At 60.0% G+C, this 21323-nt stretch carries 17 protein-coding genes; 7 read left to right on the top strand and 10 right to left on the bottom strand.

Annotated elements, in window-relative coordinates; translation table 11 throughout:
* Window positions 1-3 precede the first annotated feature (3 nt).
* The 6 genes from KBY02_RS19850 to KBY02_RS19825 form a co-directional block, all read right to left on the bottom strand.
* A complete protein-coding gene (locus tag KBY02_RS19850; RefSeq protein WP_011268347.1) occupies window positions 4-1317 on the bottom strand; it encodes a cellulase family glycosylhydrolase in 1314 nt (437 codons plus the stop codon).
* 1 nt (window position 1318) lies between these two features.
* A complete protein-coding gene (locus KBY02_RS19845) occupies window positions 1319-2497 on the bottom strand; it encodes a glycosyltransferase (RefSeq protein WP_011268346.1) in 1179 nt (392 codons plus the stop codon).
* A complete protein-coding gene (locus tag KBY02_RS19840) occupies window positions 2497-4488 on the bottom strand; it encodes a GumC family protein (RefSeq protein ID WP_003403730.1) in 1992 nt (663 codons plus the stop codon). The genes KBY02_RS19845 and KBY02_RS19840 overlap by 1 nt, the downstream gene beginning before the upstream one ends.
* Before the next feature lie 17 nt (window positions 4489-4505).
* The gene (locus tag KBY02_RS19835) at window positions 4506-5285 is read right to left on the bottom strand and encodes a polysaccharide biosynthesis/export family protein (protein WP_003403729.1); all 780 of its coding nucleotides are present in this window, start codon (window positions 5283-5285) and stop codon (window positions 4506-4508) included.
* 132 nt (window positions 5286-5417) lie between these two features.
* Window positions 5418-6875, bottom strand: a complete 1458-nt coding sequence (locus KBY02_RS19830) for a mannose-1-phosphate guanylyltransferase/mannose-6-phosphate isomerase (protein ID WP_225650703.1) — start codon at window positions 6873-6875, stop codon at window positions 5418-5420.
* The gene (locus tag KBY02_RS19825; protein WP_024641794.1) at window positions 6875-8311 is read right to left on the bottom strand and encodes an undecaprenyl-phosphate glucose phosphotransferase; all 1437 of its coding nucleotides are present in this window, start codon (window positions 8309-8311) and stop codon (window positions 6875-6877) included. The genes KBY02_RS19830 and KBY02_RS19825 overlap by 1 nt, the downstream gene beginning before the upstream one ends.
* A 522-nt stretch (window positions 8312-8833) precedes the next feature.
* Between KBY02_RS19825 and yegS the strand changes: the two genes are divergently transcribed.
* Window positions 8834-9751: a lipid kinase YegS gene (yegS, locus tag KBY02_RS19820; RefSeq protein WP_011268343.1), complete on the top strand. Its 918-nt coding sequence runs from the start codon at window positions 8834-8836 to the stop codon at window positions 9749-9751.
* Here the strand turns inward: yegS and KBY02_RS19815 are convergent.
* Both KBY02_RS19815 and KBY02_RS19810 read right to left on the bottom strand, forming a co-directional pair.
* Complete coding sequence (locus KBY02_RS19815; RefSeq protein WP_003403720.1) at window positions 9735-10397, bottom strand: response regulator; 663 nt, start codon at window positions 10395-10397, stop codon at window positions 9735-9737. The genes yegS and KBY02_RS19815 overlap by 17 nt on opposite strands.
* A gap of 166 nt (window positions 10398-10563) precedes the next feature.
* Window positions 10564-10995: a hypothetical protein gene (locus tag KBY02_RS19810; protein ID WP_096135324.1), complete on the bottom strand. Its 432-nt coding sequence runs from the start codon at window positions 10993-10995 to the stop codon at window positions 10564-10566.
* A 450-nt stretch (window positions 10996-11445) separates the two neighbouring features.
* On the opposite strand from KBY02_RS19810, the gene KBY02_RS19805 reads away from it, so the two are divergent.
* A complete protein-coding gene (locus tag KBY02_RS19805; RefSeq protein WP_003315817.1) occupies window positions 11446-12372 on the top strand; it encodes a chemotaxis protein CheV in 927 nt (308 codons plus the stop codon).
* 102 nt (window positions 12373-12474) lie between these two features.
* Entirely contained in the window at window positions 12475-13284 is an 810-nt protein-coding gene (locus KBY02_RS19800; protein WP_003403715.1) for an MOSC domain-containing protein, read from the top strand.
* A gap of 57 nt (window positions 13285-13341) precedes the next feature.
* Here KBY02_RS19800 and KBY02_RS19795 read toward each other — a convergent pair whose 3' ends face one another.
* Entirely contained in the window at window positions 13342-15270 is a 1929-nt protein-coding gene (locus tag KBY02_RS19795) for a transglycosylase SLT domain-containing protein (RefSeq protein ID WP_011268340.1), read from the bottom strand.
* 204 nt (window positions 15271-15474) lie between these two features.
* On the opposite strand from KBY02_RS19795, the gene KBY02_RS19790 reads away from it, so the two are divergent.
* Complete coding sequence (locus KBY02_RS19790) at window positions 15475-17385, top strand: ATP-binding cassette domain-containing protein (protein WP_011268339.1); 1911 nt, start codon at window positions 15475-15477, stop codon at window positions 17383-17385.
* A gap of 69 nt (window positions 17386-17454) precedes the next feature.
* Here KBY02_RS19790 and KBY02_RS19785 read toward each other — a convergent pair whose 3' ends face one another.
* Window positions 17455-17895, bottom strand: coding sequence for a universal stress protein (locus KBY02_RS19785; protein ID WP_011268338.1), 441 nt, complete (start codon window positions 17893-17895; stop codon window positions 17455-17457).
* A 130-nt stretch (window positions 17896-18025) separates the two neighbouring features.
* On the opposite strand from KBY02_RS19785, the gene KBY02_RS19780 reads away from it, so the two are divergent.
* The 3 genes from KBY02_RS19780 (at window position 18026) to fadB (ending at window position 21322) form a co-directional block, all read left to right on the top strand.
* Window positions 18026-18463: a hypothetical protein gene (locus KBY02_RS19780; protein WP_011268337.1), complete on the top strand. Its 438-nt coding sequence runs from the start codon at window positions 18026-18028 to the stop codon at window positions 18461-18463.
* Between the two features lie 366 nt (window positions 18464-18829).
* Window positions 18830-19000 carry a hypothetical protein gene (locus KBY02_RS19775; protein ID WP_161632396.1) on the top strand — a complete coding sequence of 57 codons (171 nt, stop codon included), beginning with the start codon at window positions 18830-18832 and terminating at the stop codon, window positions 18998-19000.
* A 156-nt stretch (window positions 19001-19156) separates the two neighbouring features.
* Entirely contained in the window at window positions 19157-21322 is a 2166-nt protein-coding gene (gene fadB / locus KBY02_RS19770) for a fatty acid oxidation complex subunit alpha FadB (protein WP_032654927.1), read from the top strand.
* The last annotated feature ends 1 nt before the right edge of the window (window position 21323 follow it).

The raw sequence follows: 21323 nt of genomic DNA, 5'->3' as shown, positions 1-21323 counted from the left end.
GGCTCAGGGCTTCCATTCCAGAATTTGCAGAGTCGGCTTCAGCAGCAGGGTGACGCCCTGGCTGCCGGACAGCGGGGTACGGCTACCGGTCAAGGGGTCGTGAACCACCGCGTCGGTGATAGCCGGGAAATTCAATGACGTGCCCGCCGCACTCCAGAACATCAGCAAATGCGTGCCGTCTGCACGCGTCCACGGAACGGCATACAGGTCGTCCGGTACGCTGCTCACGGCTGGCGGTTCGGCAGGTTGCAGGCGCGGGCCGGTGATTTTCAGAAAGTTCTGCAGCGCGGTATAGACCGGTTTTGGACTGGCTTGCAGGTCAAGCAGTCCGTAGCCCTGATCGCGGGCCGAGGCGCGCTCGTCCAGATCGCTGAGGTTGAACAGGAAGATGCGCTGGAAATCCATGGCGCTCATCAGCGCCAGACGTCGCAGGGTGTAATCAGCCTGGCCGGAGGTGCCAATCAGGTGCTGCATCTCCACCGGGCCTGCATAGCTCGACCAGCCCCATTCAGTGGCCCACACCTGCTTGACGCCATTGCTGTGCAACAACTGGTTCATGGCATTGGCGCGCACCAGAAAATCGCGATCCGGTGTGGAATCGCCTTCCGGGTACTCGGAATAGGGGTGATAGGCCGCGACGATATTCTGCTGGCCCAGGCCGTTATCGAGCAGGGTCTGCAGCATGTAGCCGGAGGTGCTGTGCATCTGACTGTAATAAGCCATGCCAGCGGTAACGATCGTCTTGTCCGGCAGGGCGGCGCGAATCGCGTTGGCAGTGGTGGTCAACAAGCGGCCATAGGCAGCCGGATCCTCTTTGGGCAGCCAGACGATGTTCGGCTCGTTCCAGATCTGCCAGTTGTTCACTTGCGGATAGCGCTGGGCCAGGGCCGTCATGCGTGCGGCAAACACGTTGAAATCCGTCGGCGGATATTGATCGCGGCCCTTTGCGTCGGCCGGCGCGCTGCTGGCGAAAGGCGCCGACCCGACCAGGTACGCGACAGTGTTGTAATTGTGCGCCTTGATCGCAGTCATGGCGGCGTCCAGTTCGGTCAGGGCGTAGCGATCCTTTTGCGGCTCGATCACTGGCCAGTGAATGGTCAGTCTTACCCAGTTCAGGCCCAGTTCGTCCAGACGGCTCATCTGCTGCTGATAGATGTCCGGAGCAAAATACTGAAACTGTACGTTGACGCCCAGAAAGTCCGCCCAGACCACTTCACGCGGAGCCTTGAGGACCGTTGACGCCTGCGCGGCACAGCTCAGCGTTGCGCCGAGCAGTATGCGGGTGACGAGTTGCCCGAATCTGGATGGACGCTGCATGTCACTTCTCCTGGCAGGCCTGGCGAAATACATCCTGAAAATGTTCTGCGGTATGGCTCCAGACCCTGGCCTTGCCCATCTGCGCGGCGTTGTCGGCCCATAGCCTGACCAGATCCGGTGTTGCGCAGGCACGCGCCAGGGCTCGTGCCAGCCCCTCGACATCGCCTTGCGGGTAGATCGTGCCGTTGCCATGCGAGACCTCTTCGGCAAACGAGCGTGCATCCGAAGTGATTACGCCTCTGCCACAGGCCACCGCCCACGACAGCGCGCCACTGGTGCCGCGCAGCTTGCCGAGAATCTTCAGTTTGCTCGATTCGCGATAGGGCAGAACCATGACGTGGTGGGCCTGGATCACCTGCGGGATCTGCTCGGCAGGCAGGTCCAGTTGCCAGTCGATCAGGTCGACAAGGCCCAGTTGGCGGATGCGCAGTCGCAGTTGTTCCAGATAACTGCCGGATGGGCCGAAGGCCATTTCCGGCTCGCTGCCGCCGGCCAGGGTCAGGCGCACGCTCGAGCGCAGTGCAGGCTGAGCAATGAATACGCTGGACAGCGCATCGAGCAGGTCTTCGATACCCTTGCCGCGATAAATGAAGCCGAAATACAGCAGGCGCAGAGGGTTCAATGGCGGCAACGGCGCGGGGGCGATGTCGAGGTTGCCGTGATTGATGACGGCCATCTGCGCCGCTGTCAGACCCATGCGCTGGCGCAGGCTCTGGCTGCCCGCCTGGGTCAGGGTCACCAGACGGGTCATGTGCCGCGCCAGTTGCCGTTCTTCATGCAGGCACAGCGGATCGGCCAGTACCGTGGCGATCTCCGGCAGCGGCGAGCGCATGCCGCTGACCACCGACAACGGCCAGGGCAGTTTCTCGCGCCGCCAGACCAGCCGCTCGGGATCGTGCACGGTCGCGGTCAATGGCAGCCTCGGGAAGCGCCGACGCAGCGCGCGCAGCGCTTGAAACTCCGCCAGTCGCCCGCCGCCCAGTTCGGCGTGGACCAGATCGATGCCGCTCCAGTCCGTTTCAGCCACGCGCTGTTCTGCAGCGCGTGGATCGTTGCCGACGCCTTGCAGCGGTGTACTGATCTGCAGACCCAGGCCTTCAAGCGCATGCCGCAGATGTCCGGCGTAATCGGCGATGCCGTTCTGTTCGGGTGGCAGCGGCGCAAGCAACGCTATTCGCATCAGCCTCGGCTCCCGATCCGCTTGAGAAAACTCAGGACCTTTTCAGGCACTTCGAAGCGACGACGGTTGATGATGATGCCGTCGACTTTCTTGAACGCGGTGTTGAGGTTGTTCAGCGTGTCTTCCAGCATCGGCACCGTGGTGTCCTGGGCGCGAACCACCAGCACGATCAGGTCAGCCTTGCGCAACAGCACGAAGGCATCCTGATTCGCCGACAGCGCCGAAGCGTTGATCAGCACAATTTCGCCTGGAATGGCCGGACTGCGGCCTTCGGTGCGTACCCGATGGCCCTGTTCGATCAGCAGCGCGCTCAAGCGCGCGATCACGAACGACACGCCGGCCCCGTACTTGACCGAAGTAAAACCGATGGTCAGCCCGCGCTCTTCTACCTGGTCCAGCGGCAGAATGCCGTACACCCGATGCAGGTTCGAGGTGAGGGCAGCACTGCGTTCCTGGGCACGTTCCAGGTCGGGGAGGCTGGTCCAGACCGGAACACCGAAGCTGCTTTCGATCTTGTCGCCGTCATGAATGCGCTGGTCCAGCAGGTAGAAGAAGTACAGTGCCACGGCACCGACCACGACGCTCAGCGGGAACGCCAGAAACAGCATCATCAGGCTTTTCGGGAATACCCGGCTGGGGTTGAAGGTCGCCTCCTCGATGGTCGCGATATTACTGATCTGGCTGTTGTCCAGTTCACGGTCGATACGCGATTTTTCAAGGCTGTTTTTGTACAGTGCATAGCTTTTTTCTGCCGCATCCAGCTCGTTCTGCAGGCGTGACAGTTCCGGCTCCAGATTCAGTGCCTGCTGGCGGTCGCGTTCCAGTTGCGCGATTTGCTCGTTCTGCTGGATGAACTGGGTTTGCAGGCGCGCGTAGCTGGTCTGCTGGTCGGCGTACACGTTCTGCATGCGGTTGTAGATCGGGTTGGGCGTGATGCTTTCGGAACGCTGTACGGTGGCGTCCTGTTCCTTGAGCAGCTTTTTGAGGTTACTGACTTCCGCGTTGATGGCCCGAATCGGTGGCGCCTCGTCCTTGAATGAGCGAAGCATTTCCTGACGCTCCACTTCCTTGCCGTTGATGCGATTCTGCAAGTCCTGGCGATTGGGGTTGAGGGCCAGTTCGCGGCCTGCCGAGACGGTCTTTGGCTGCTCTGCCAGTTGTTTCTTCAGCAGGTCCAGACCTGCCTTGGTCGAGGCAATCGAGCGGGTGGTGTTGTTGCGCTCGGTGCGCAGATCGTTGAGCGCCTGCGAGGTGTCGGCCAGACGCTGGGAAATACTTACCGCGCTCAACTGGTTCAGGTAGTTCTGAATTTGCTTCTTGTACTCGATGATGTTCGCACCGGTCGTCTTCACTTCCGCTTCGTAGAACGCGTACAGGCTGACCCGGCCCAGTGTCTTGGTGCGCTGCGTCTGGTACTCGGTGATCCAGGTCCTGAGCACGGTCTGCGCGACTTCCGGGTCGCTCCAGGTAAACCTCAGCTCCATCACCGATGAGCCAGGCTCATGGCTGACCTTGAAGTTTTTCTCCAGATCCTCGGCCAGACGTTCGGCCTGGGAGCGGTGTTCCACCAGCCCGATGAACTGCAGAACGCTGCGCACGCCGTTGACGAGCGCTCCGACGACGGTCTTGATGCCGTTCTTCACCGAGGCCAGAACGCCGGTTTCAGGCGGCACCATGGACAGCTCGGCGAGGTATTTCTCGGACACGGCACGCATGATCGGCCGCCCGCTGAGCATGCGCTCCTCGTCGAGCAGCGGATCGCGCAGGCCGCTCGGTATCACGATGGCCTGTCGGTCGGACAACTCGATTGGCACAGTGCTGCTGTCGCGGCCGGGCTTGACCAGCAACAGGGCGGTGGACTCATAGCGGTTAGGGAGCAGAAACGCGCCCAGAAGAATGATGACGAACGTCGCCAGCACGGTAATCCTGACTTCGCGCAGGAAGATGAACAGCAGGCGCAGCAAGTCGCGGAATGAGCGGATGTTGATCATGTCTGTTTCCCTGACAATTAATTGTTGTTGCGCAGCTCGTAGTTCAGGCCCAGGCCGATCGACTTCGCGAAGGGGATCAACTGGTTGAAATACAGGGATACGCCGTCAACCTTGTTGCCGACCGATGATTTGGGAACGAACACGATATCGCCGCGTTTCAACAGGACCGGGGCGGTAGGGCCACCGGCGCCGCCCGCCCAGAGGAATTTGCTGTAATCGAAGAAGTAGGTCTTGTAGAGCCCGTTTTCTTCCTGACGCAGCAGCGCGACCTGACCGGCATCGGCATCGAGCGCCACGCCGCCCGCGCCGACAATCGCCTGGTCGAGGTTGGTGGCGACGTTGACCGGCAGGGTGACCGAGTTGCGCACCGCGCCACCGACAAACACCGTGTTACCCGGTGACTGGGAAATGTTGATGGTTAGCGCGGTCTCGCGGTAGACGCTCTGCAGTTTGCTTTCCAGCAGGTCGTTCAACTGTTGAAGGGTCAGGCCCGCAGCCTTGACGGTGCCGATATAAGGGTAGGAAAAGGTGCCGTCGTTGAGCACCTGAAACAGGGTCAGTTCATAGATGGAGTTGGCGGTAAACGCCGAAATCGACGGCGCCTCGCCACTGTTGCGCACGATGCGCAGCGTATCGCCGGGGCGGATTCGCTCCGGCGGCAGCGGCTTGCCAGCCAGTGCGCGGCCCGCAGCCTGGCCGGCCTCGATTTGCGCACGGTCATCGGGCAGGCCCACCCTGGAAGGGGTATTGCACGCACTCAACAGCAATAAGCTGGCGATCAGCATCATGCTTTTCATTGTTCCTGAACTCCTGTCATGCACAAATACGGCTCCCTCGCGGGTAATAAATTCATGTTGGCGGGTCATGCCTGTTCCGGGTGCTGTCGATTGCGTGCCGCTTGAATCAGGCGGCGCTCGTTGCTGCGCCGATCAGCTCTTCACGGCCTTGTCAGGTACACGTCCATAAATGTCGGTAAAACGCACAATGTCGTCTTCGCCCAGGTACTCGCCGCTCTGCACTTCGATCATCACCAGATCGATGACGCCGGGGTTGACCAGACGATGCGTGTGGCCCGGCTTGATGAAGGTCGACTCGTTGGTATCGAGCATGAACTCACGCTCGCCATTGGTGACACGGGCCATGCCGCTGACCACGATCCAGTGTTCGCTGCGGTGATGGTGCATCTGCAGCGACAGGGACGCCTGCGGGCGAACCACGATGCGCTTGATCTTGAAACGCTTGCCTTCTTCGAGGACGGTGTAGGTGCCCCAGGGGCGTGTAACGGTGCGGTGCAGGCGATAGGCATCATGGCCCTGACGCTTGAGCTCCTGAGCGATGATCTTGACGTCCTGGCTGCGGCCGCCGTCGGCGATCAGCAAGGCGTCGGGGGTGTCGATGATGATCAGATTGTCCAGGCCGATCGCGCCCACCAGACGCTTGGGGGAATCGATGTAGCAATTGCTGACGTCGTGCAGCACCGTCTCGCCATTGCAGTAGTTGCCTTGCGCATCGACCGGAGACAGTTCACGCACCGCCTGCCATGAGCCGATATCACTCCAGCCAAGCCGGCAAGGCACCACGGCGACTTTGTCGGAGCGTTCCATCAGCGCGTAGTCGATGGAAATGTCCGGTGTCAGGGCAAACGACTCACTGTCCAGCTCGACCTGCAGCTCACGGTTGCCTTCCTTGCGCGGGCTCGATTCCAGGCACGCGCTGACGGCGCTCAGGACGTCCGGCGCATGCGTGCGCAACTCGCGAAGCACGGCGTCGGCGCGCATGCAGAACATGCCGGCATTCCAGAAATGCTGACCACTGTCCAGATAGCCCTGGGCAGTGATCGCGTCCGGTTTTTCGACAAAACGGGCGACCTGACAGGCGTCGGCATTGAGTGCCGGGCCTTTCTCGATGTAGCCAAAACCGGTTTCCGGCGCGGTCGGCAGGATGCCGAACGTCACCAGCCAGCCCTCTGCGGCCAGCTTCTGTGCAGCCGTCACTGCTCTGGAGAATTCCGCCACGTCGGTAATCAGGTGATCGGCAGGCAACACCAGCAGTTGCGCCTCATCGCCATACAGCTGGCTGACATGCAGTGCCGCAGCGGCAACCGCAGCTGCCGTATTACGGCCGAAAGGCTCAAGGATGAAATCCAGGCGTGCGTTGCCCTTGTTCAACTGGCGGTAGTCGTCCACCGTGCGGAAATACACTTCCCGGTTGGTCACCGTCAGCAGACGCTCGACGCCGGGCAGGCCGACTGCACGCAGAAAGGTCTTCTGCAGCAGGCTCTGGCCATCTGGCAGGCGCATGAACGGCTTGGGCATGGCTTCACGCGAAACCGGCCACAGGCGTGTGCCGGAGCCTCCGGCAATGATGCAGGGAATGAGCGTGCTCATCAGTAAGCCTCACGGGTGAATAGCACTGCAGGCACAGTGCGCATAAGGATGTAGAGGTCGAACCAGACGGACCAGTTTTCTATGTACTCAAGGTCGAACTCGACGCGTTTTTCGATTTTTTCAACGGTGTCGGTTTCACCCCGATAGCCGTTGATCTGCGCCAGCCCGGTAATGCCTGGTTTGACGCGATGCCGCGAGGTGTATTCCTTCACTGCCTGCTCGAACAGAATCCCGGCAGCCTTGGTCGCCGTGGCATGCGGGCGCGGCCCGACCATCGACATGCTGCCCGCTACCACGTTGAACAGCTGTGGCAGTTCATCCAGGCTGGTCTTGCGAATGAAGCGTCCGACCCGGGTGATTCTGGCGTCGCCGCGGGTGGTTTGCCGCTCGGCCGTCGCATCGGCCTGGTGCTGATGCATGGAGCGGAACTTGAACACTTCGATCAGGCGATTGTTGTACCCATAGCGCTTCTGACGGAAAAACACCGGGCCTGGCGAATCGAGCTTGATCGCCAGTGCAACCAGCAGCATCAAGGGGGACAGCGCCAGCAATGCCAGCGATGACAGCACGATGTCTTCAGCGCGTTTGATGAACGGCGACCAGCCACTGAGCGGCAGGTCCGAGGCATTGAACATCGGCAGCCGGGCGACTTCGGTGATGCGGTTGTGAGTGTGCCGAAAGGCGATCATGTCCGGGACCAGCAACACGTTGACCGGTAGCCTGCGCAATTCGCGAATGATGTAGTCCATGCGGTTTTCTGCCGTCCAAGGCAGGGCGACCAGCACCTGAGTCACTTTCTCTTCACGGATCAGCCGTTCCAGGTCGTTGGTATTGCCCAGCAGTGGCAGGTTGGCGACGGTCTTGGGCATGCGCCCGATACGGTCGTCGATAAAGCCGGTCACCCCCGAACGAATGTCCTGATGTTCAAGCAGGTATTCGGCCAGACGCTGGCCGTTTTCCGTCGCGCCGAGGATCACGGCATGCTGCAGGAAGACGCCCTTGCGCATCTGATGTTTGAACAGCATCAGCAACAGCAGGCGAATGATGCCGAACAGCGCAAGGCTGGTCAGGTACCAGATCAGCAGTTCTTCGGGGGGAAGGTAGCCGAACAGGCCCATCGCCTGCTGCATGAACAGCAACAGTCCGAAGGCGGCAGTCCAGGCCAGCGCCATTGCGCCCATGCGCAGATCGTTGCTGAACAGTGCTTCGGAATAGACGCCCATGGCCTGAAACACCAGCAGCCCGACAAAGCCGAAAAACAGCAGCATGGCCATGTAGCTCTTCTGTGTTTCCGGGCTGCCATCCTTGATCAGCAGCATGATCAGGAGGCCCGGCAAAATGCAGGCGATACCGTGAGCCAGGCGGATGCCAAAAAGAAAGTATTCGACCAGGCTGGTGCGGGTCAGCGAAAGACTGTCAACGGGCTGCAACCTCATAGAAATCCCTTACTCCCTGTATGCATCTGAATTCTGCTGATCCTGGATGTCTTTCTATTGTCTGCCTGCAACACCCGAAAGGCGTTTCTACGTGGACAGTGTCCAAGCGTAGCCAGCTACGCGTCGTGCGTATGAGGAATCCGGATCGTCTTTTGTAGATATCACTTTATATATGTCGTCCCTTAGCGGATTTTATTTAAGCCTTTTCAATCATTTGTGAAGGAAATTTCCCTCAAGTGAGGGTAATGCTGTCAGTAAAGCTCATGAAACGAATAGCGACAGGGCAAAAGTGCTTCAGCCTTGATGCAGGCGTTGATCCTGACAGCCCGTTGCGTGGTTTTCCCCAGTGCCGGCAGGGGTAGACGAGCTGTTGCGGGGGTGAAAAATTTTTCCGAAATGGATGGGCTTTTTCCGACTGCCCGGGGTCACAGTCATGCGTCGTGCGAAATGTAGGCGGGCGCCGATTACACAAAGAGCATCGCTCGCAGGCTTCAATTCGTAGGGTTCGGCAGAGGAGGTGTCATGACACAACGCAGGGCAATGCTCATTCTTCACGGTAAACAGGCGCTCAATGAAGACGTGCGTGACGCGGTGGCAGACAAGCGCAAGCAGGGCTGGGAACTGGACGTGCGACTCACCTGGGAAGCTGGCGATGCCCAGCGCCTGGTCAGCGAAGCCCTGGCGGCCGGCCATCGGCACATCGTCGCAGGTGGTGGCGACGGCACCTTGCGCGATATCGCCGAAGCCCTGGCACTGGCCGAAACCAGTGCCAGCCTGACTATTCTGCCGCTGGGGACTGCCAACGATTTTGCCCGTGCGGCCGGCGTGCCGCTGGAGGTCTCCAAAGCCCTGCAACTGATGGACGTGGCCCCGCGTGCCGTCGATCTAGGTGAGGTCGGCGGCAAGCTGTTCCTCAACATGGCGACCGGCGGGTTTGGCAGCCAGGTCACGGCGAACACGTCCGAGGACCTGAAGAAGGTGCTGGGGGGGGCCGCCTATCTGTTTACCGGCCTGACCCGATTCAGCGAGCTGCATTCGGCGCATGGCGAGCTCACCGGGCCGGACTTCCACTGGCGCGGCGATCTGCTTGCCCTGGGTATCGGCAATGGTCGGCAGGCGGGCGGTGGACACGAGCTGTGCCCGACCGCACTGGCCGACGATGGTCTGCTCGACATCAGTATCCTGCCGGCGCCTCAGGAAGTGGTCGGCACGCTGAGGAGCCTTCTGGAGGGTGGGCTGGGTATCGACAATATGTTCATTCGTGCGCGTTTGCCGTGGGTAGAACTCAAGTCCACCCAGGGTCTGGATATCAATCTGGACGGTGAGCCGCTGTCGGGCGAGGACCTGCGTTTCGAGGCCCGGCCAGGCGCGCTTCACGTGCACCTGCCAGCGGACTCGCCGTTACTGGGCGGCGCACCGAAGCTCAATCGTCCAGACTGATAATCCGTTCGCGAACGCAGAACAGCACCAACCCGGCCACGTCAAATATCTGCAGGCGCTTCATGACCTGGGCGCGGTGAGTCTCGATGGTCTTGACGCTCAGTCCCAGGCCATCGGCGATCTCGCGTGTGGACTTGCCGCGCACGATCAGGCGCAGGATTTCAAGTTGCCGAGCGGTCAGGTGATACCGTTCCTTTGCCGACCGGGCCCTGTCAGATCGCTTGCCACGCAGGGCGCGCTCGATGACGGTGTGGGCAATGGCCGGGCTCAGGTAGCGCTCGTTGCCACGCAGCGCCCCCAGTGCCTGTTCGAGTTCCGCAGCCGTAGTGTCCTTGAGCAGGTAGCCCTGCGCGCCAATGTCGAGCGCACGCATGATCATGTCCGGATCGTTCTGCATCGACAGGATCAACACCTTGCAGTGCGGTTGCACCTTCAACAGCTGCTCGAGTGCATCCAGGCCGTCGACACTTTTCATGCAGATGTCGAACAGGATGATGTCGGGCTTGAGCTGCTGCGCAAGACCCGCCAGCTGCGCGCCGTCAGCCGTTTCGCCCAGGATGGTGTATCCAGGCATGTCTGCAACCAGCGCTCGCACGCCGGCTCTGATAAGGGAGTGGTCGTCGACCAGTAACAGATTGCAGGTCATTGTGATTTCTTGTGCAAATGGGGCCGCTCAAGCGCGTGTGCAGTCTCCGGTCATGCTTGAAGACGATGTTAGCGGCAGTGAAGACAATGAACGGAAAATGCTGACGTGACAACGCTGCCTCAATGACATCGCGATGCGATGCTCAACGGCCGGGCGTTATCGAGTGTTATTGGCGGGTCGCATCTTTCGGCGAGGCCGATTGCGCGTAGACGCTGGCCAGTTTTTCCAGCAGCTCGAGCTGTTCGTGGTCGTCCATCGTCAACTCGCCGGTGTGCGGATCGAGAAGTTCGACTTGCCAGTACATCAGTGTCAGGCAGTTCTTGACTGCCAGCACGGCTTCCTGGGAAAGCTCGCTGGCCTGGCTGCCGGTTTTCAACAGTTGACACAACTGGCGGGAAAAATCGGCAATGCACGGCACAGGAACGGCTTCTGCCTCCTGCGCCAGCTTGCGCAGGGTTGTCAGCAGGCAGCCGGTAGCGTCCTCATCGTTGGGGATCAGCTCCAGATGCGAAAGACATTCTTCCGACTTGTGCAAAAGTGCCTGAGACAGGTTCAGGAACTCGTCGTGCTTGTGCTGCCAATCGTTGTGGCTCAGCATCCTTTGTCTCCACTGATCATGGATAGCGAACTTCCGCCCGCGGCGAATGGCTGACAGTTAATGTCGATTTCAAACAAAAGTATGTAGGGCGTTTCTGAATGTTGCCAGCGTCGCTCGATTGCAAGGATTGGGACGCGGACACAAATCGGATGCCATTCATTTAGTGAGAATGCCGTCACAATAGTGGCAATTAGATGTCGATCATATCAGGTTATCCCTGATTGACTTTTCGCAGGTCTTTGATTCGGCTTTGGCCGCAAAGGGCCACCGAGGCATTTCCGGTGCTGGTTTGTGGCTGGATTTACGTGTCTTGAAAGCGACACCAGTAAAGCATGATGCTAAAATGACATCAATGCTTGAGAGTGGCCGTTCATCGCCATTAAGGTCCGGCTGATTTCAGCCGATACAGGCTCAACAGAATCAACGCGACCATCGCTTCAGGAGCTAATAATGGCAGGCATTCTCGACACAGTAGATCAGCGCACACAACTGGTGGGCGAGAATCGCCTGGAAATCCTCATGTTTCGCCTTGCCGGTCGGCAGTTGTTTGCGATCAACGTGTTCAAGGTCCAGGAAGTATTGCAGCTACCCAAGCTGACCCTCATGCCGCAACGTCACTCGTTTGTGTGTGGCGTGGTCAACCTGCGCGGCCAGACCCTTCCGGTCATCGACCTCTCCCAGGCCATCGGCATGCGTCCGCTGGTGCCGGGTCCAGGCAGCACGATCATCGTCACCGAATATAACCGATCGGTTCAGGCGTTCCTGGTTGGCGGCGTCGACCGCATCGTCAACATGAACTGGGATGCCATCATGCCGCCGCCGGTCAGCGCCGGTCGTCAGCATTACCTGACCGCGATCAGCAAGGTCGATGATCAACTGGTAGAAATCATCGACGTTGAAAAAGTACTCGCCGAGATCGTGCCTTACAACGCCAAGGTGTCCCGCGAGAAGCTTGAAGACCCGGTGCTGGAAAATGCCCGTGGCCGCGAAGTGTTGCTGGTCGACGACTCCAAGGTCGCGCTGGCGCAGCTGCGCGACACGCTGTCTCAGTTGGGCCTCAAGCTGCACGTCGCCAGCGATGGCCTCAAGGCGCTGAACATGCTCAAGGCCTGGGCGGATGCAGGCGAGAACGTGCATGAGAAGCTGCTGATGGTGTTCACCGATGCGGAAATGCCGGAAATGGACGGCTATCGTCTGACCACCGAGATTCGTAACGATGCACGCCTGCGCGGTCTGTACATCGTCCTGCATACCTCGTTGTCCGGCAGCTTCAACGAATCGATGGTCAAGAAGGTCGGCTGTGACAACTTCCTCTCCAAGTTCCAGCCCGACAAGCTGGTCGAGGTCGTACGCGAACGTCTTCTGATGATTGTCTGACACCGCGCTCGATTCTACATCGCGAGTGCCGCCGGCTCCGGCATCGGATAAGCTTTGCTGTCTGCAGCAAAGCATATCCAGCCCTCAAAGGAATCGGCGCCCATGTTACGTCTCAGCTCGCTCTATCGTTTCCCGCTCAAATCCTGCAAGGCCGAGTCGATGCAGCGTGCATCGTTCGATGCGTTGGGGTTGGCGGGTGATCGACGCTGGATGCTGGTTGACGCCGGCAATGGCCGATTCTTCACTCAGCGTGCGCTGCCGCACATGTCCCAACTGTCGGTGTTGTGGAACGCCAGCGGCGGTGTAACGCTTTCGGCACCCGGCTTCGAGCCTCTGGATGTCGCGGTTCCGCCGGATATCGACTTGAACCTGCGGGGTGTGACCGTCTGGCGTGACTCGTTGCAGGTGCCGGACGCGGGCGATGAGGCAGCCGAATGGGTCAGCCGGTTTATCGGCAAGCCCACACGTATGGTCTATCTGCCGGCAGAGCGTGCACGCTGGATCCCTGGCGGCTATCAGACGGTCAACGATCGGGTGAGCTTTGCCGATGGTTTTCCATTGCTGCTGATCGGCCAGGGCTCGCTCGATGACCTGTCAGCGCGCATGGGCAGGCCGATGGAAATGCTGCGCTTCAGACCCAATCTGGTGATCGAAGGGGCCGAGGCCTTTGCCGAGGATGGCTGGAAACGCATCCGCATCGGCGATATCGAGTTCCAACTGCTCACGCCTTGCGCGCGCTGCATCCTCACCACCGTCGACCCGGCAACCGGCGAGCGCAGTGCAGATCGCGAACCGTTCGCCACGCTCAAGACTTATCGGGAAGTGGAAGGCAACGTGCTGTTCGGTCAGAACGTGGTCAACGAGGGTTTGGGCGAGCTTGAAGTGGGGATGTCAGTCGAAGTGCTGGAGTAGGGGCGGGCACCGCCGTTGTCTGGCAGGAGTGCTGTACGCAGCACTCCTGCCGACCGGTCACTGGTCGTCGAAAAACCGCTCGTGCCAGTCCACCAGAGGCTGCGGCGAGTTGAGTTTCTGGCCGTAGATCACCGAGTACGACAATACGTTCTGCACGTACTGACGGGTTTCATCGAACGGAATGCTCTCTACCCAGACATCGAAGGCCAGATGGTTGGCACCTTTGAGCCATTGGCGCACGCGCCCGGGACCTGCGTTGTAGGCCGCTGAAGCGAGCACCCGATTACCGTTGAACTGCGCATGCACCGAGCTCAGGTAGGCGGCGCCCAGCTGGATGTTGGTGTCCGGATCCAGCACCTGCTGAGGCGAGGCCAGCGGGATGCTGTATTTGCGCGCAGTCTCCTTGGCGGTGGCAGGCATCAGTTGCATCAGCCCGCTGGCGCCGACGCCCGAGCGGGCATCGTCCATGAAGGCGCTTTCCTGGCGCGTGATGGCGAACACCCAGCTCGAATGCAGGCCGCGCACCTTGGCTTCGCGCACCAGCGTGTCGCGGTGCGCCATCGGGAAGCGAATATCCAGATCGTCCCAGTATTGCGCCTGGCTGATGGTACGGATTGCCGGGAAATACCATTGCATGTCATAGGCCAGCTTGGCCTGGGCAACCATCTCGTCACGATTGAACAGGCGGCTCACGTGATACCACTCGCGTCGGCCGTTGACGATCTCGCCGCGATCGTGAAACTCCAGTGCGCGACGCACGCCCGGCGTGTTGCGTACCTTGTTGATCAGTGCCTGGCTCAGCACCAGCGGCTTGTTGTTGAGCTGGTAGGGGCTTTGAGTGCGGTCGGCAGCCAGAAACCCGTAGAAATCACGCTCCTTGGCGACATCCTTGTACAGTGCGGCAATCAGCGGGCTGTTGGGTTGTGCCAGTTCCAGAGAGCGCGCTTCCCAGTAACGCCAGCGATTGGTCGCTGCCAGATCCTTGGGCAGTCGGCGCGCCAGCTCGTAGGCGTCTTCCCAGCGACCCAGGCGCAGCAGCAGGCGCAGGCGCCATTCGGTCACGGTGTCGTCACGCAATTCAGGGTCGTATCTGGTCATGACCTCCAGTGCGCGGTCGTCATAACGACGTGCCAGGGTCAGGCCGATTTCCTTGGCAATCTCGACCTGCTCTTCGCGGGAGAAATGCATGGTCGCGGCATAGCCATCGAGCATCGACAGGGCTTTCTGCGGGTCCTGCTTGGCGAGCCGGCGCAGGCCGAGACCGACCACATCGGACATCGCCTCGTCTACCGGGGCAAATTGCGACGGGTTGCTGACCATCTCCGGTTTCTGCGCGACCGCCAGCAGCAGACGGCCTTGCGGTGCCAGCGAGTTGAGGCTGTCCACCAGCGTGCTGGCCAGACTGTAATTGCGCGTCTGTGCCGCCAGCTTGGCGCGCTGCCAGCGCTTCTGTTCGGTCAACTGGCCGGCGGCCGCCCACTGGGCAAAGAAACCGTCACAGGCAGCGGGTAAAGTCTTGCCGGTCATCCACAGCTTTTCGGCACTGGCGAAGCCTTCGGCGCGCTTGTTGCTGTTCAGCTGATACTGCCCGTACAGGCAGTCCAGCTCGACGAACTTCATCTTCGGGTCGTAATACTTGACGAAGGTTTGCCAGTCGCCACGCTCGGCCAGCCAGCGCAACCAGCGCAGCTTCATCCAGTTGGCTTGCGGCAGGTCGCCGTGCTCGGCAAGAAACTTCTCGATTTCGGGATTGCTTGCCGTTTTCAGGCGTGCCGTCAGTTCGTCGTATTCGAGGTAAGGCTCCAGCGGATAGTCGGCCAGGGCCGTGGCGTACATCTGGTAGGGGCCGGAATCGCCTTTGGCCAGTGCGCGCTTTGCTTCGTCGTAATACTTGCGTTGTTGGTTGAGGTCTACCGCATGAGCAGTCTGGACGGCGGTGGCGGAGAGGAGCAGGCACGATAAAAGGCTGAACAAACGACTGCGCATGAGACTTCCGAGCAGATGAGTCGGTGAAAAGTATTGCTAGCTTAGCCTTTTGCCAGCTCTTGGTGAAAGCATTGCCGACGAGCTTGTCTCATATGGAAATAATTGGCGGTCATAAAGTCTTGTCGAGGCGCGGGGCGGTGCCACGAATGCCGACATCTGCCTGCTATCTCAGGTAGAATGCGCGCCCGGTTTTTGGAGAAGCTCATGACCCTGCTCAAATTCAGCGATGTGTCCCTTGCTTTCGGCGCCATGCCGTTATTGGACAAGGTGTCCTGGCAGATCGCCCGTGGCGAGCGGGTGTGCATCATCGGCCGTAACGGCACAGGCAAATCCAGCATGTTGAAGCTGGTAAAAGGCGTTCAGAAGCCTGATGAAGGGGCTGTGTGGCGTGCGCCCGGCCTCAAGATCGGTGAATTGCCGCAGGAATTGCCGGTAGCCGACGGACGGACGGTGTTCGACGTGGTTGCCGAAGGTCTGGATGGCGTCGGTGCCTTGCTGGCCGAGTACCACCACCTTGCGCAGAACTGCGTCACCGAGGAAGACCTGAACAAGCTGATGCATGTTCAGCAGGACCTCGAAGCCCGTGATGGCTGGCGCCTGCAGCAACTGGTCGAGAGCACCCTCAGCCGCTTGCAGCTGCCTGCCGACAAAACCCTGGCCGAACTGTCCGGTGGCTGGCGTCGCCGTGTTCTGCTGGCGCAGGCTCTGGTGTCCGAGCCGGACCTGCTGTTGCTCGATGAGCCGACCAACCACCTGGATATCGGCGCCATCGCCTGGCTTGAAGAAGCCCTCAAGGATTTCCAGGGTGCAGTGCTGTTCATCACGCACGACCGGGCATTCCTGCAAAACCTTGCGACCCGCATCCTTGAGCTGGACCGCGGCGGCCTGATCGACTGGGACGGCGACTACGCCAGTTTCCTGGTCCACAAGGAAGCTGCGCTGGCCGCCGAAGAGACCGCCAACGCACTGTTCGACAAGCGTCTGGCCCAGGAAGAAGTCTGGATCCGTCAGGGCATCAAGGCGCGTCGTACCCGTAACGAAGGTCGCGTGCGTGCGCTCAAGGAGCTGCGTGTAGAGCGCAGCGAGCGTCGTGAGCGTACCGGCAAGGCCAACATTCAGCTCGACACTGCCGAGAAATCCGGCAAGCAGGTCATGGTCCTCGATAACGTCAGCTTCGCCCACCCTGGCGGGCCGACCCTGATCAAGGATTTCTCCATGGTCCTGCAGCGCGAGGACCGTATCGGTCTGCTCGGCGCCAACGGTACCGGCAAGACCACGCTGCTCAAGCTGATGCTCGACAACCTGCAGCCGACCGGCGGCAAGGTTGAAGTCGGTACGCGTCTGGACGTCGCCTATTTTGACCAGTTGCGTCACCAGCTCGATCTGGAAAAGACCGTGATCGACAACGTTGCCGAGGGACGTGATTTCATCGATATCGACGGCCAGAGCCGTCATGTGCTGAGCTACCTCGGCGACTTCCTGTTCAGCCCGCAACGTGCCCGCACGCCGGTCAAGGCGCTGTCCGGTGGCGAGCGTGCCCGTCTGTTGCTGGCCAAGCTGTTCAGCAAGCCAGCCAACCTGCTGGTGCTCGACGAACCCACCAACGACCTGGACGTCGAAACCCTGGAGCTGCTCGAAGAGGTTCTGCTGACCTTCAAGGGCACCGTGCTGATGGTCAGTCACGACCGGGCATTCCTCGACAACGTCGTCACCAGTACCTTGGTGTTCGAAGGTGAGGGCAAGGTTCGCGAGTACGTGGGTGGTTATCAGGACTGGCTGCGTCAGGGCGGTTCGCCGCGTCTGCTGGGCGTCGCCGACACCAAGTCGGGCAAGGCCGAACTGGCCAGCGCTGTGGTGCAGGCCGCACCGGTCGCTGCGCAGGACATGCCGGTGGCGAAGAAGAAGCTCAGCTACAAGCTTCAGCGCGAACTGGAGGCGTTGCCTGCGCAGATCGATGAAGTCGAAGGCAAGATGGCCGCGCTGAACGCGGAAATGGCTGAGCCGGGCTTCTACCAGCGCTCGTCCGAGCAGACTGCAGCGGTGCTGGCGCAGCTGGAAAACCTGCAGGCCGAGCTGGACAAGCTGCTGGAGCGTTGGGCCGAACTGGACGAGTGATCGTCCGGCGCGTTCCTGAGATGCAAAAAAAGCCCGGGTTAACCGGGCTTTTCGCTGTAGCGGGTCAGCTTACTCGGGCTTCTTGAGGCTCACTGCAAGCACATCACAGGGTGCGCCGTGCAGAACGTCGTTGGCAGTCGAGCCGAGCAGCAGAGCCAGGCCGTGGCGGCCATGGCTGCCGACAACGATCAGATCGCATGCTTCGCTCTTGGCCAGCTTGTGGATTTCCTGGCGTGGCTGACCGAACACCATGTGGCTTTCGCTGTGTTCCAGTTGCGGATACTTGAGCTTCAGCTTGCCGAGCTTCTCCCTGGCCTGATCGATCTGTTGCTGTTGCAGCTGTGAAAGGTCCATCGGCACGTCGCCGCCGAACGCCATCGCGATAGGTTCGACGATGTGCACGACCGACAATTTTGCCTCGCTGGCCTTGGCCAGCAGGCTGGCGCGACGGATGACCGGGTCACACTCATCGGTGAGGTCGATGGCAACCAGAATGTGTTTGTATGGCATGAGGGTGTCCTCCGGGAGAATTGCAGTGATGGGAGTATGGCTCTTTCGTTGGCATCTGGGCAGGCCCATGTGCAAGTCATTGTTTTCAAGAGTGTTGTAAAGAGCCTGAAATCGGCTGGGGGCAAGAAATATGACGGTCTGGATAGTCCTGTCAATCATTGGTGTGATGCTGAGTCCGCTGGTGTGGTTACGCCCCTCGCGCCAGCAGAGCGGCAGGATGGCGTTGCGCATGCAGGCGCGGCGTCTGGGTATGGGCATGCAACTGACACCGCAGGAGTGGCCGCACTGGTTGAGTAAAGAGCCGCCCAGCCCTTGTGCGCAGTACCATCGTCCGCGTCGGGGCTCGCATGCAGATGCCTGGGTGTACTGGCAAAGCGAGCCGGGCGAGTGGCGCAATCGCTGGCGCGAACCTTGCGAAGACGCGAAGCTGCTGCCTTACCTGCAAACATTGCCCGTGGATGCCTACAAGGTCGAGGCTGACGGGCAGCTGGTTGCGGTGTACTGGGCGGAGCGGGGCGAGGCAGAAGTGTTACAGCGTATTGATGCGGTGCTCAAGGCGCTGGCCTGACCCTGAATCGCAGGCATTAAAAAGCCCGATAACAACATCGGGCCGGGGTTGGCCAGGCAGGCCGATAATTCGTCGCGTGCCGACAGGCTTTCGCCGCCATGTCGGCTTTCGCTGTTGCGCACCCGCAAATCAGCTGCATTGCGAGCCTCTTGTGGCGCAGTGCTGCGACTCTAGACCTTTTGCTCCTTTTTGTCGCGATTCCTGCAAATATTTTTTGCGCGTGCCCTCGTGCGGTGCGTTCCTGGCTGATTTTTCCCTGTACCTATCGAATGTCACGCGGCATGGCTATCGTCATGCAGATGCCCGCCAGGCCTTACGTGGCGGCGTATTACAGCGTGCCCCATGCGGCAGCTGCAGGACATTCGAATGGCCACTATCATTACCGCGAATGATGGAGGATCGCAGGTCTTCGCGGGCATTATGGGGCCTGCGCATGCTCCTGTTAAAACGCGGATTTTCAGACGTTTTGTCGAATTGACAATCCTGTGGTTATGCCTGATGGTGTGCGTACCCAAATCAAACGGGCGTATGAAATGAGCGTTTGGTCGTCAGAGGGCTCTGACAGAATCCCGACTACCACGTCGCGGCGGTAAGCGTGTGATTTGGCGTGTTCATCGACGGCGACGTCGTAGCCCCGTCGGACATTGAGGTTCGGCGGGTATTGTTCAGCTTCCATATTGTGGAGATCAGTTGATGATTTACGAAGGTAAAGCCATCACGGTTAAGGCTCTTGAAAGTGGCATCGTCGAATTGAATTTCGACCTCAAGGGTGAGTCCGTCAACAAGTTCAACCGTCTCACCCTCAATGAGTTCCGCCAGGCAGTCGATGCGGTCAAGGCCGACGCATCGGTCAAGGGCGTGATTGTCACCAGTGGCAAAGATTCATTCATTGTCGGCGCCGATATCACCGAATTCGTCGACAACTTCAAGTTGCCGGAAGCTGAGCTGGTCGCCGGCAATCTGGAAGCGAACAGGATTTTCAGTGATTTCGAAGACCTGAACGTGCCGACTGTCGTGGCAATCAACGGTATCGCGCTGGGCGGCGGTCTGGAAATGTGCCTGGCCGCAGACTATCGAGTCATGGCCAGCAGCGCTCGTGTCGGTCTGCCCGAGGTCAAGCTTGGCCTGTACCCGGGTTTCGGCGGCACAGTCCGTCTGCCACGCATTATCGGTGCCGACAACGCGATCGAGTGGATTGCCTCGGGCAAGGAAAACGCCGCGGAAGACGCTTTGAAGGTCGGTGCCGTCGATGCCGTGGTAGCGCCTGAAAAATTGCAGGCCGCCGCCCTTGATCTGATCCAGCGCGCCATTTCCGGCGAGTTCGATTACAAGGCCAAGCGTCAGCCGAAGCTGGACAAGCTCAAGCTCAATGCCATCGAACAGATGATGGCATTCGAAACCGCCAAGGGCTTCGTTGCAGGTCAGGCCGGCCCGAACTATCCGGCCCCGGTCGAAGCCATCAAGACCATCCAGAAAGCCGCCAACTTCGGTCGTGACAAGGCGCTGGAGATCGAAGCCGCCGGTTTCGTGAAAATGGCCAAGACCCCTGCTGCGCAGAGTCTGATCGGCCTGTTCCTGAACGATCAGGAGCTGAAAAAGAAAGCCAGGGGCTACGACAAGATTGCCAAGGACGTGAAGCAGGCGGCCGTACTGGGCGCCGGGATCATGGGCGGCGGCATTGCCTATCAGTCGGCAGTCAAAGGTACGCCGATCCTGATGAAGGATATTCGCGAAGAAGCCATTCAACTGGGTCTGAACGAAGCGTCCAAACTGCTGGGTGGTCGCCTGGAGAAAGGTCGTCTGACCGCGGCGAAGATGGCCGAAGCGCTTAACGCCATTCGTCCTACGCTGTCCTACGGCGATTTCGGCAATGTCGATCTGGTCGTCGAAGCTGTCGTCGAGAACCCCAAGGTCAAGCAGGCGGTACTGGCCGAAGTCGAAGCCAACGTGGGTGAAAACACCATTCTGGCGTCCAACACCTCGACCATCTCGATCAGCCTGCTGGCCCAGGCCCTCAAGCGCCCGGAAAACTTCGTCGGCATGCACTTCTTCAACCCGGTACACATGATGCCGCTGGTGGAAGTGATCCGTGGCGAGAAATCCAGTGAAGAAGCGGTCGCGACGACCGTTGCCTACGCCAAGAAAATGGGCAAGAACCCGATCGTGGTCAACGACTGCCCGGGCTTTCTGGTCAACCGTGTGCTGTTCCCGTATTTCGGTGGTTTCGCCAGACTGGTCAGTGCGGGCGTGGATTTCGTGCGCATCGACAAGGTCATGGAAAAATTCGGCTGGCCGATGGGCCCTGCCTACCTGATGGACGTGGTCGGTATCGACACCGGCCACCATGGTCGTGATGTCATGGCCGAAGGTTTCCCTGATCGCATGAAAGATGATCGCCGCTCTGCGATCGATGCCCTGTACGACGCCAAGCGCCTCGGGCAGAAGAACGGCAAGGGTTTCTACGCCTACGAAACGGACAAGAAGGGCAAGCCCAAAAAGGTCAATGACCCGGCCGTGCTGGACGTGCTCAAGCCGATTGTCTACGAGCAGCGCGAAGTCAGCGATGAAGACATCGTCAACTGGATGATGATCCCGCTGTGCCTGGAAACGGTCCGCTGCCTGGAAGACGGCATTGTCGAAACCGCTGCCGAGGCTGACATGGGCCTGATCTACGGTATCGGTTTCCCTCCGTTCCGTGGCGGCGCGCTGCGCTACATCGATTCCATCGGTGTTGCCGAATTCGTTGCCCTGGCTGACCAATACGCCGAACTGGGTGCCCTGTATCAACCGACTGCGAAGCTGCGTGAGATGGCCGCCAACGGCCAGAGCTTCTTCGGTCAAGCGTCTTCCGAGGAATGAA

The organism is Pseudomonas sp. P129 (assembly GCF_020312195.1).
Classification (GTDB): Bacteria; Pseudomonadota; Gammaproteobacteria; order Pseudomonadales; family Pseudomonadaceae; genus Aquipseudomonas; species Aquipseudomonas fragariae.
This window is presented reverse-complemented; position numbering and strand designations above follow the sequence as displayed.

Coding starts and splice junctions, on each gene's coding strand:
- KBY02_RS19810 (WP_096135324.1), bottom strand. CDS start 10,995: ATGCTGAGCCACAACGATTGGCAGCACAAGCACGACGAGTTCCTGAAC.
- KBY02_RS19845 (WP_011268346.1), bottom strand. CDS start 2,497: ATGCGAATAGCGTTGCTTGCGCCGCTGCCACCCGAACAGAACGGCATC.
- KBY02_RS19850 (WP_011268347.1), bottom strand. CDS start 1,317: ATGCAGCGTCCATCCAGATTCGGGCAACTCGTCACCCGCATACTGCTC.
- KBY02_RS19780 (WP_011268337.1), top strand. CDS start 18,026: ATGACGGTCTGGATAGTCCTGTCAATCATTGGTGTGATGCTGAGTCCG.
- KBY02_RS19785 (WP_011268338.1), bottom strand. CDS start 17,895: ATGCCATACAAACACATTCTGGTTGCCATCGACCTCACCGATGAGTGT.
- KBY02_RS19775 (WP_161632396.1), top strand. CDS start 18,830: ATGGCCACTATCATTACCGCGAATGATGGAGGATCGCAGGTCTTCGCG.
- yegS (WP_011268343.1), top strand. CDS start 8,834: ATGACACAACGCAGGGCAATGCTCATTCTTCACGGTAAACAGGCGCTC.
- KBY02_RS19835 (WP_003403729.1), bottom strand. CDS start 5,285: ATGAAAAGCATGATGCTGATCGCCAGCTTATTGCTGTTGAGTGCGTGC.
- fadB (WP_032654927.1), top strand. CDS start 19,157: ATGATTTACGAAGGTAAAGCCATCACGGTTAAGGCTCTTGAAAGTGGC.
- KBY02_RS19815 (WP_003403720.1), bottom strand. CDS start 10,397: ATGACCTGCAATCTGTTACTGGTCGACGACCACTCCCTTATCAGAGCC.
- KBY02_RS19795 (WP_011268340.1), bottom strand. CDS start 15,270: ATGCGCAGTCGTTTGTTCAGCCTTTTATCGTGCCTGCTCCTCTCCGCC.
- KBY02_RS19800 (WP_003403715.1), top strand. CDS start 12,475: ATGTTACGTCTCAGCTCGCTCTATCGTTTCCCGCTCAAATCCTGCAAG.
- KBY02_RS19840 (WP_003403730.1), bottom strand. CDS start 4,488: ATGATCAACATCCGCTCATTCCGCGACTTGCTGCGCCTGCTGTTCATC.
- KBY02_RS19805 (WP_003315817.1), top strand. CDS start 11,446: ATGGCAGGCATTCTCGACACAGTAGATCAGCGCACACAACTGGTGGGC.
- KBY02_RS19790 (WP_011268339.1), top strand. CDS start 15,475: ATGACCCTGCTCAAATTCAGCGATGTGTCCCTTGCTTTCGGCGCCATG.
- KBY02_RS19830 (WP_225650703.1), bottom strand. CDS start 6,875: ATGAGCACGCTCATTCCCTGCATCATTGCCGGAGGCTCCGGCACACGC.
- KBY02_RS19825 (WP_024641794.1), bottom strand. CDS start 8,311: ATGAGGTTGCAGCCCGTTGACAGTCTTTCGCTGACCCGCACCAGCCTG.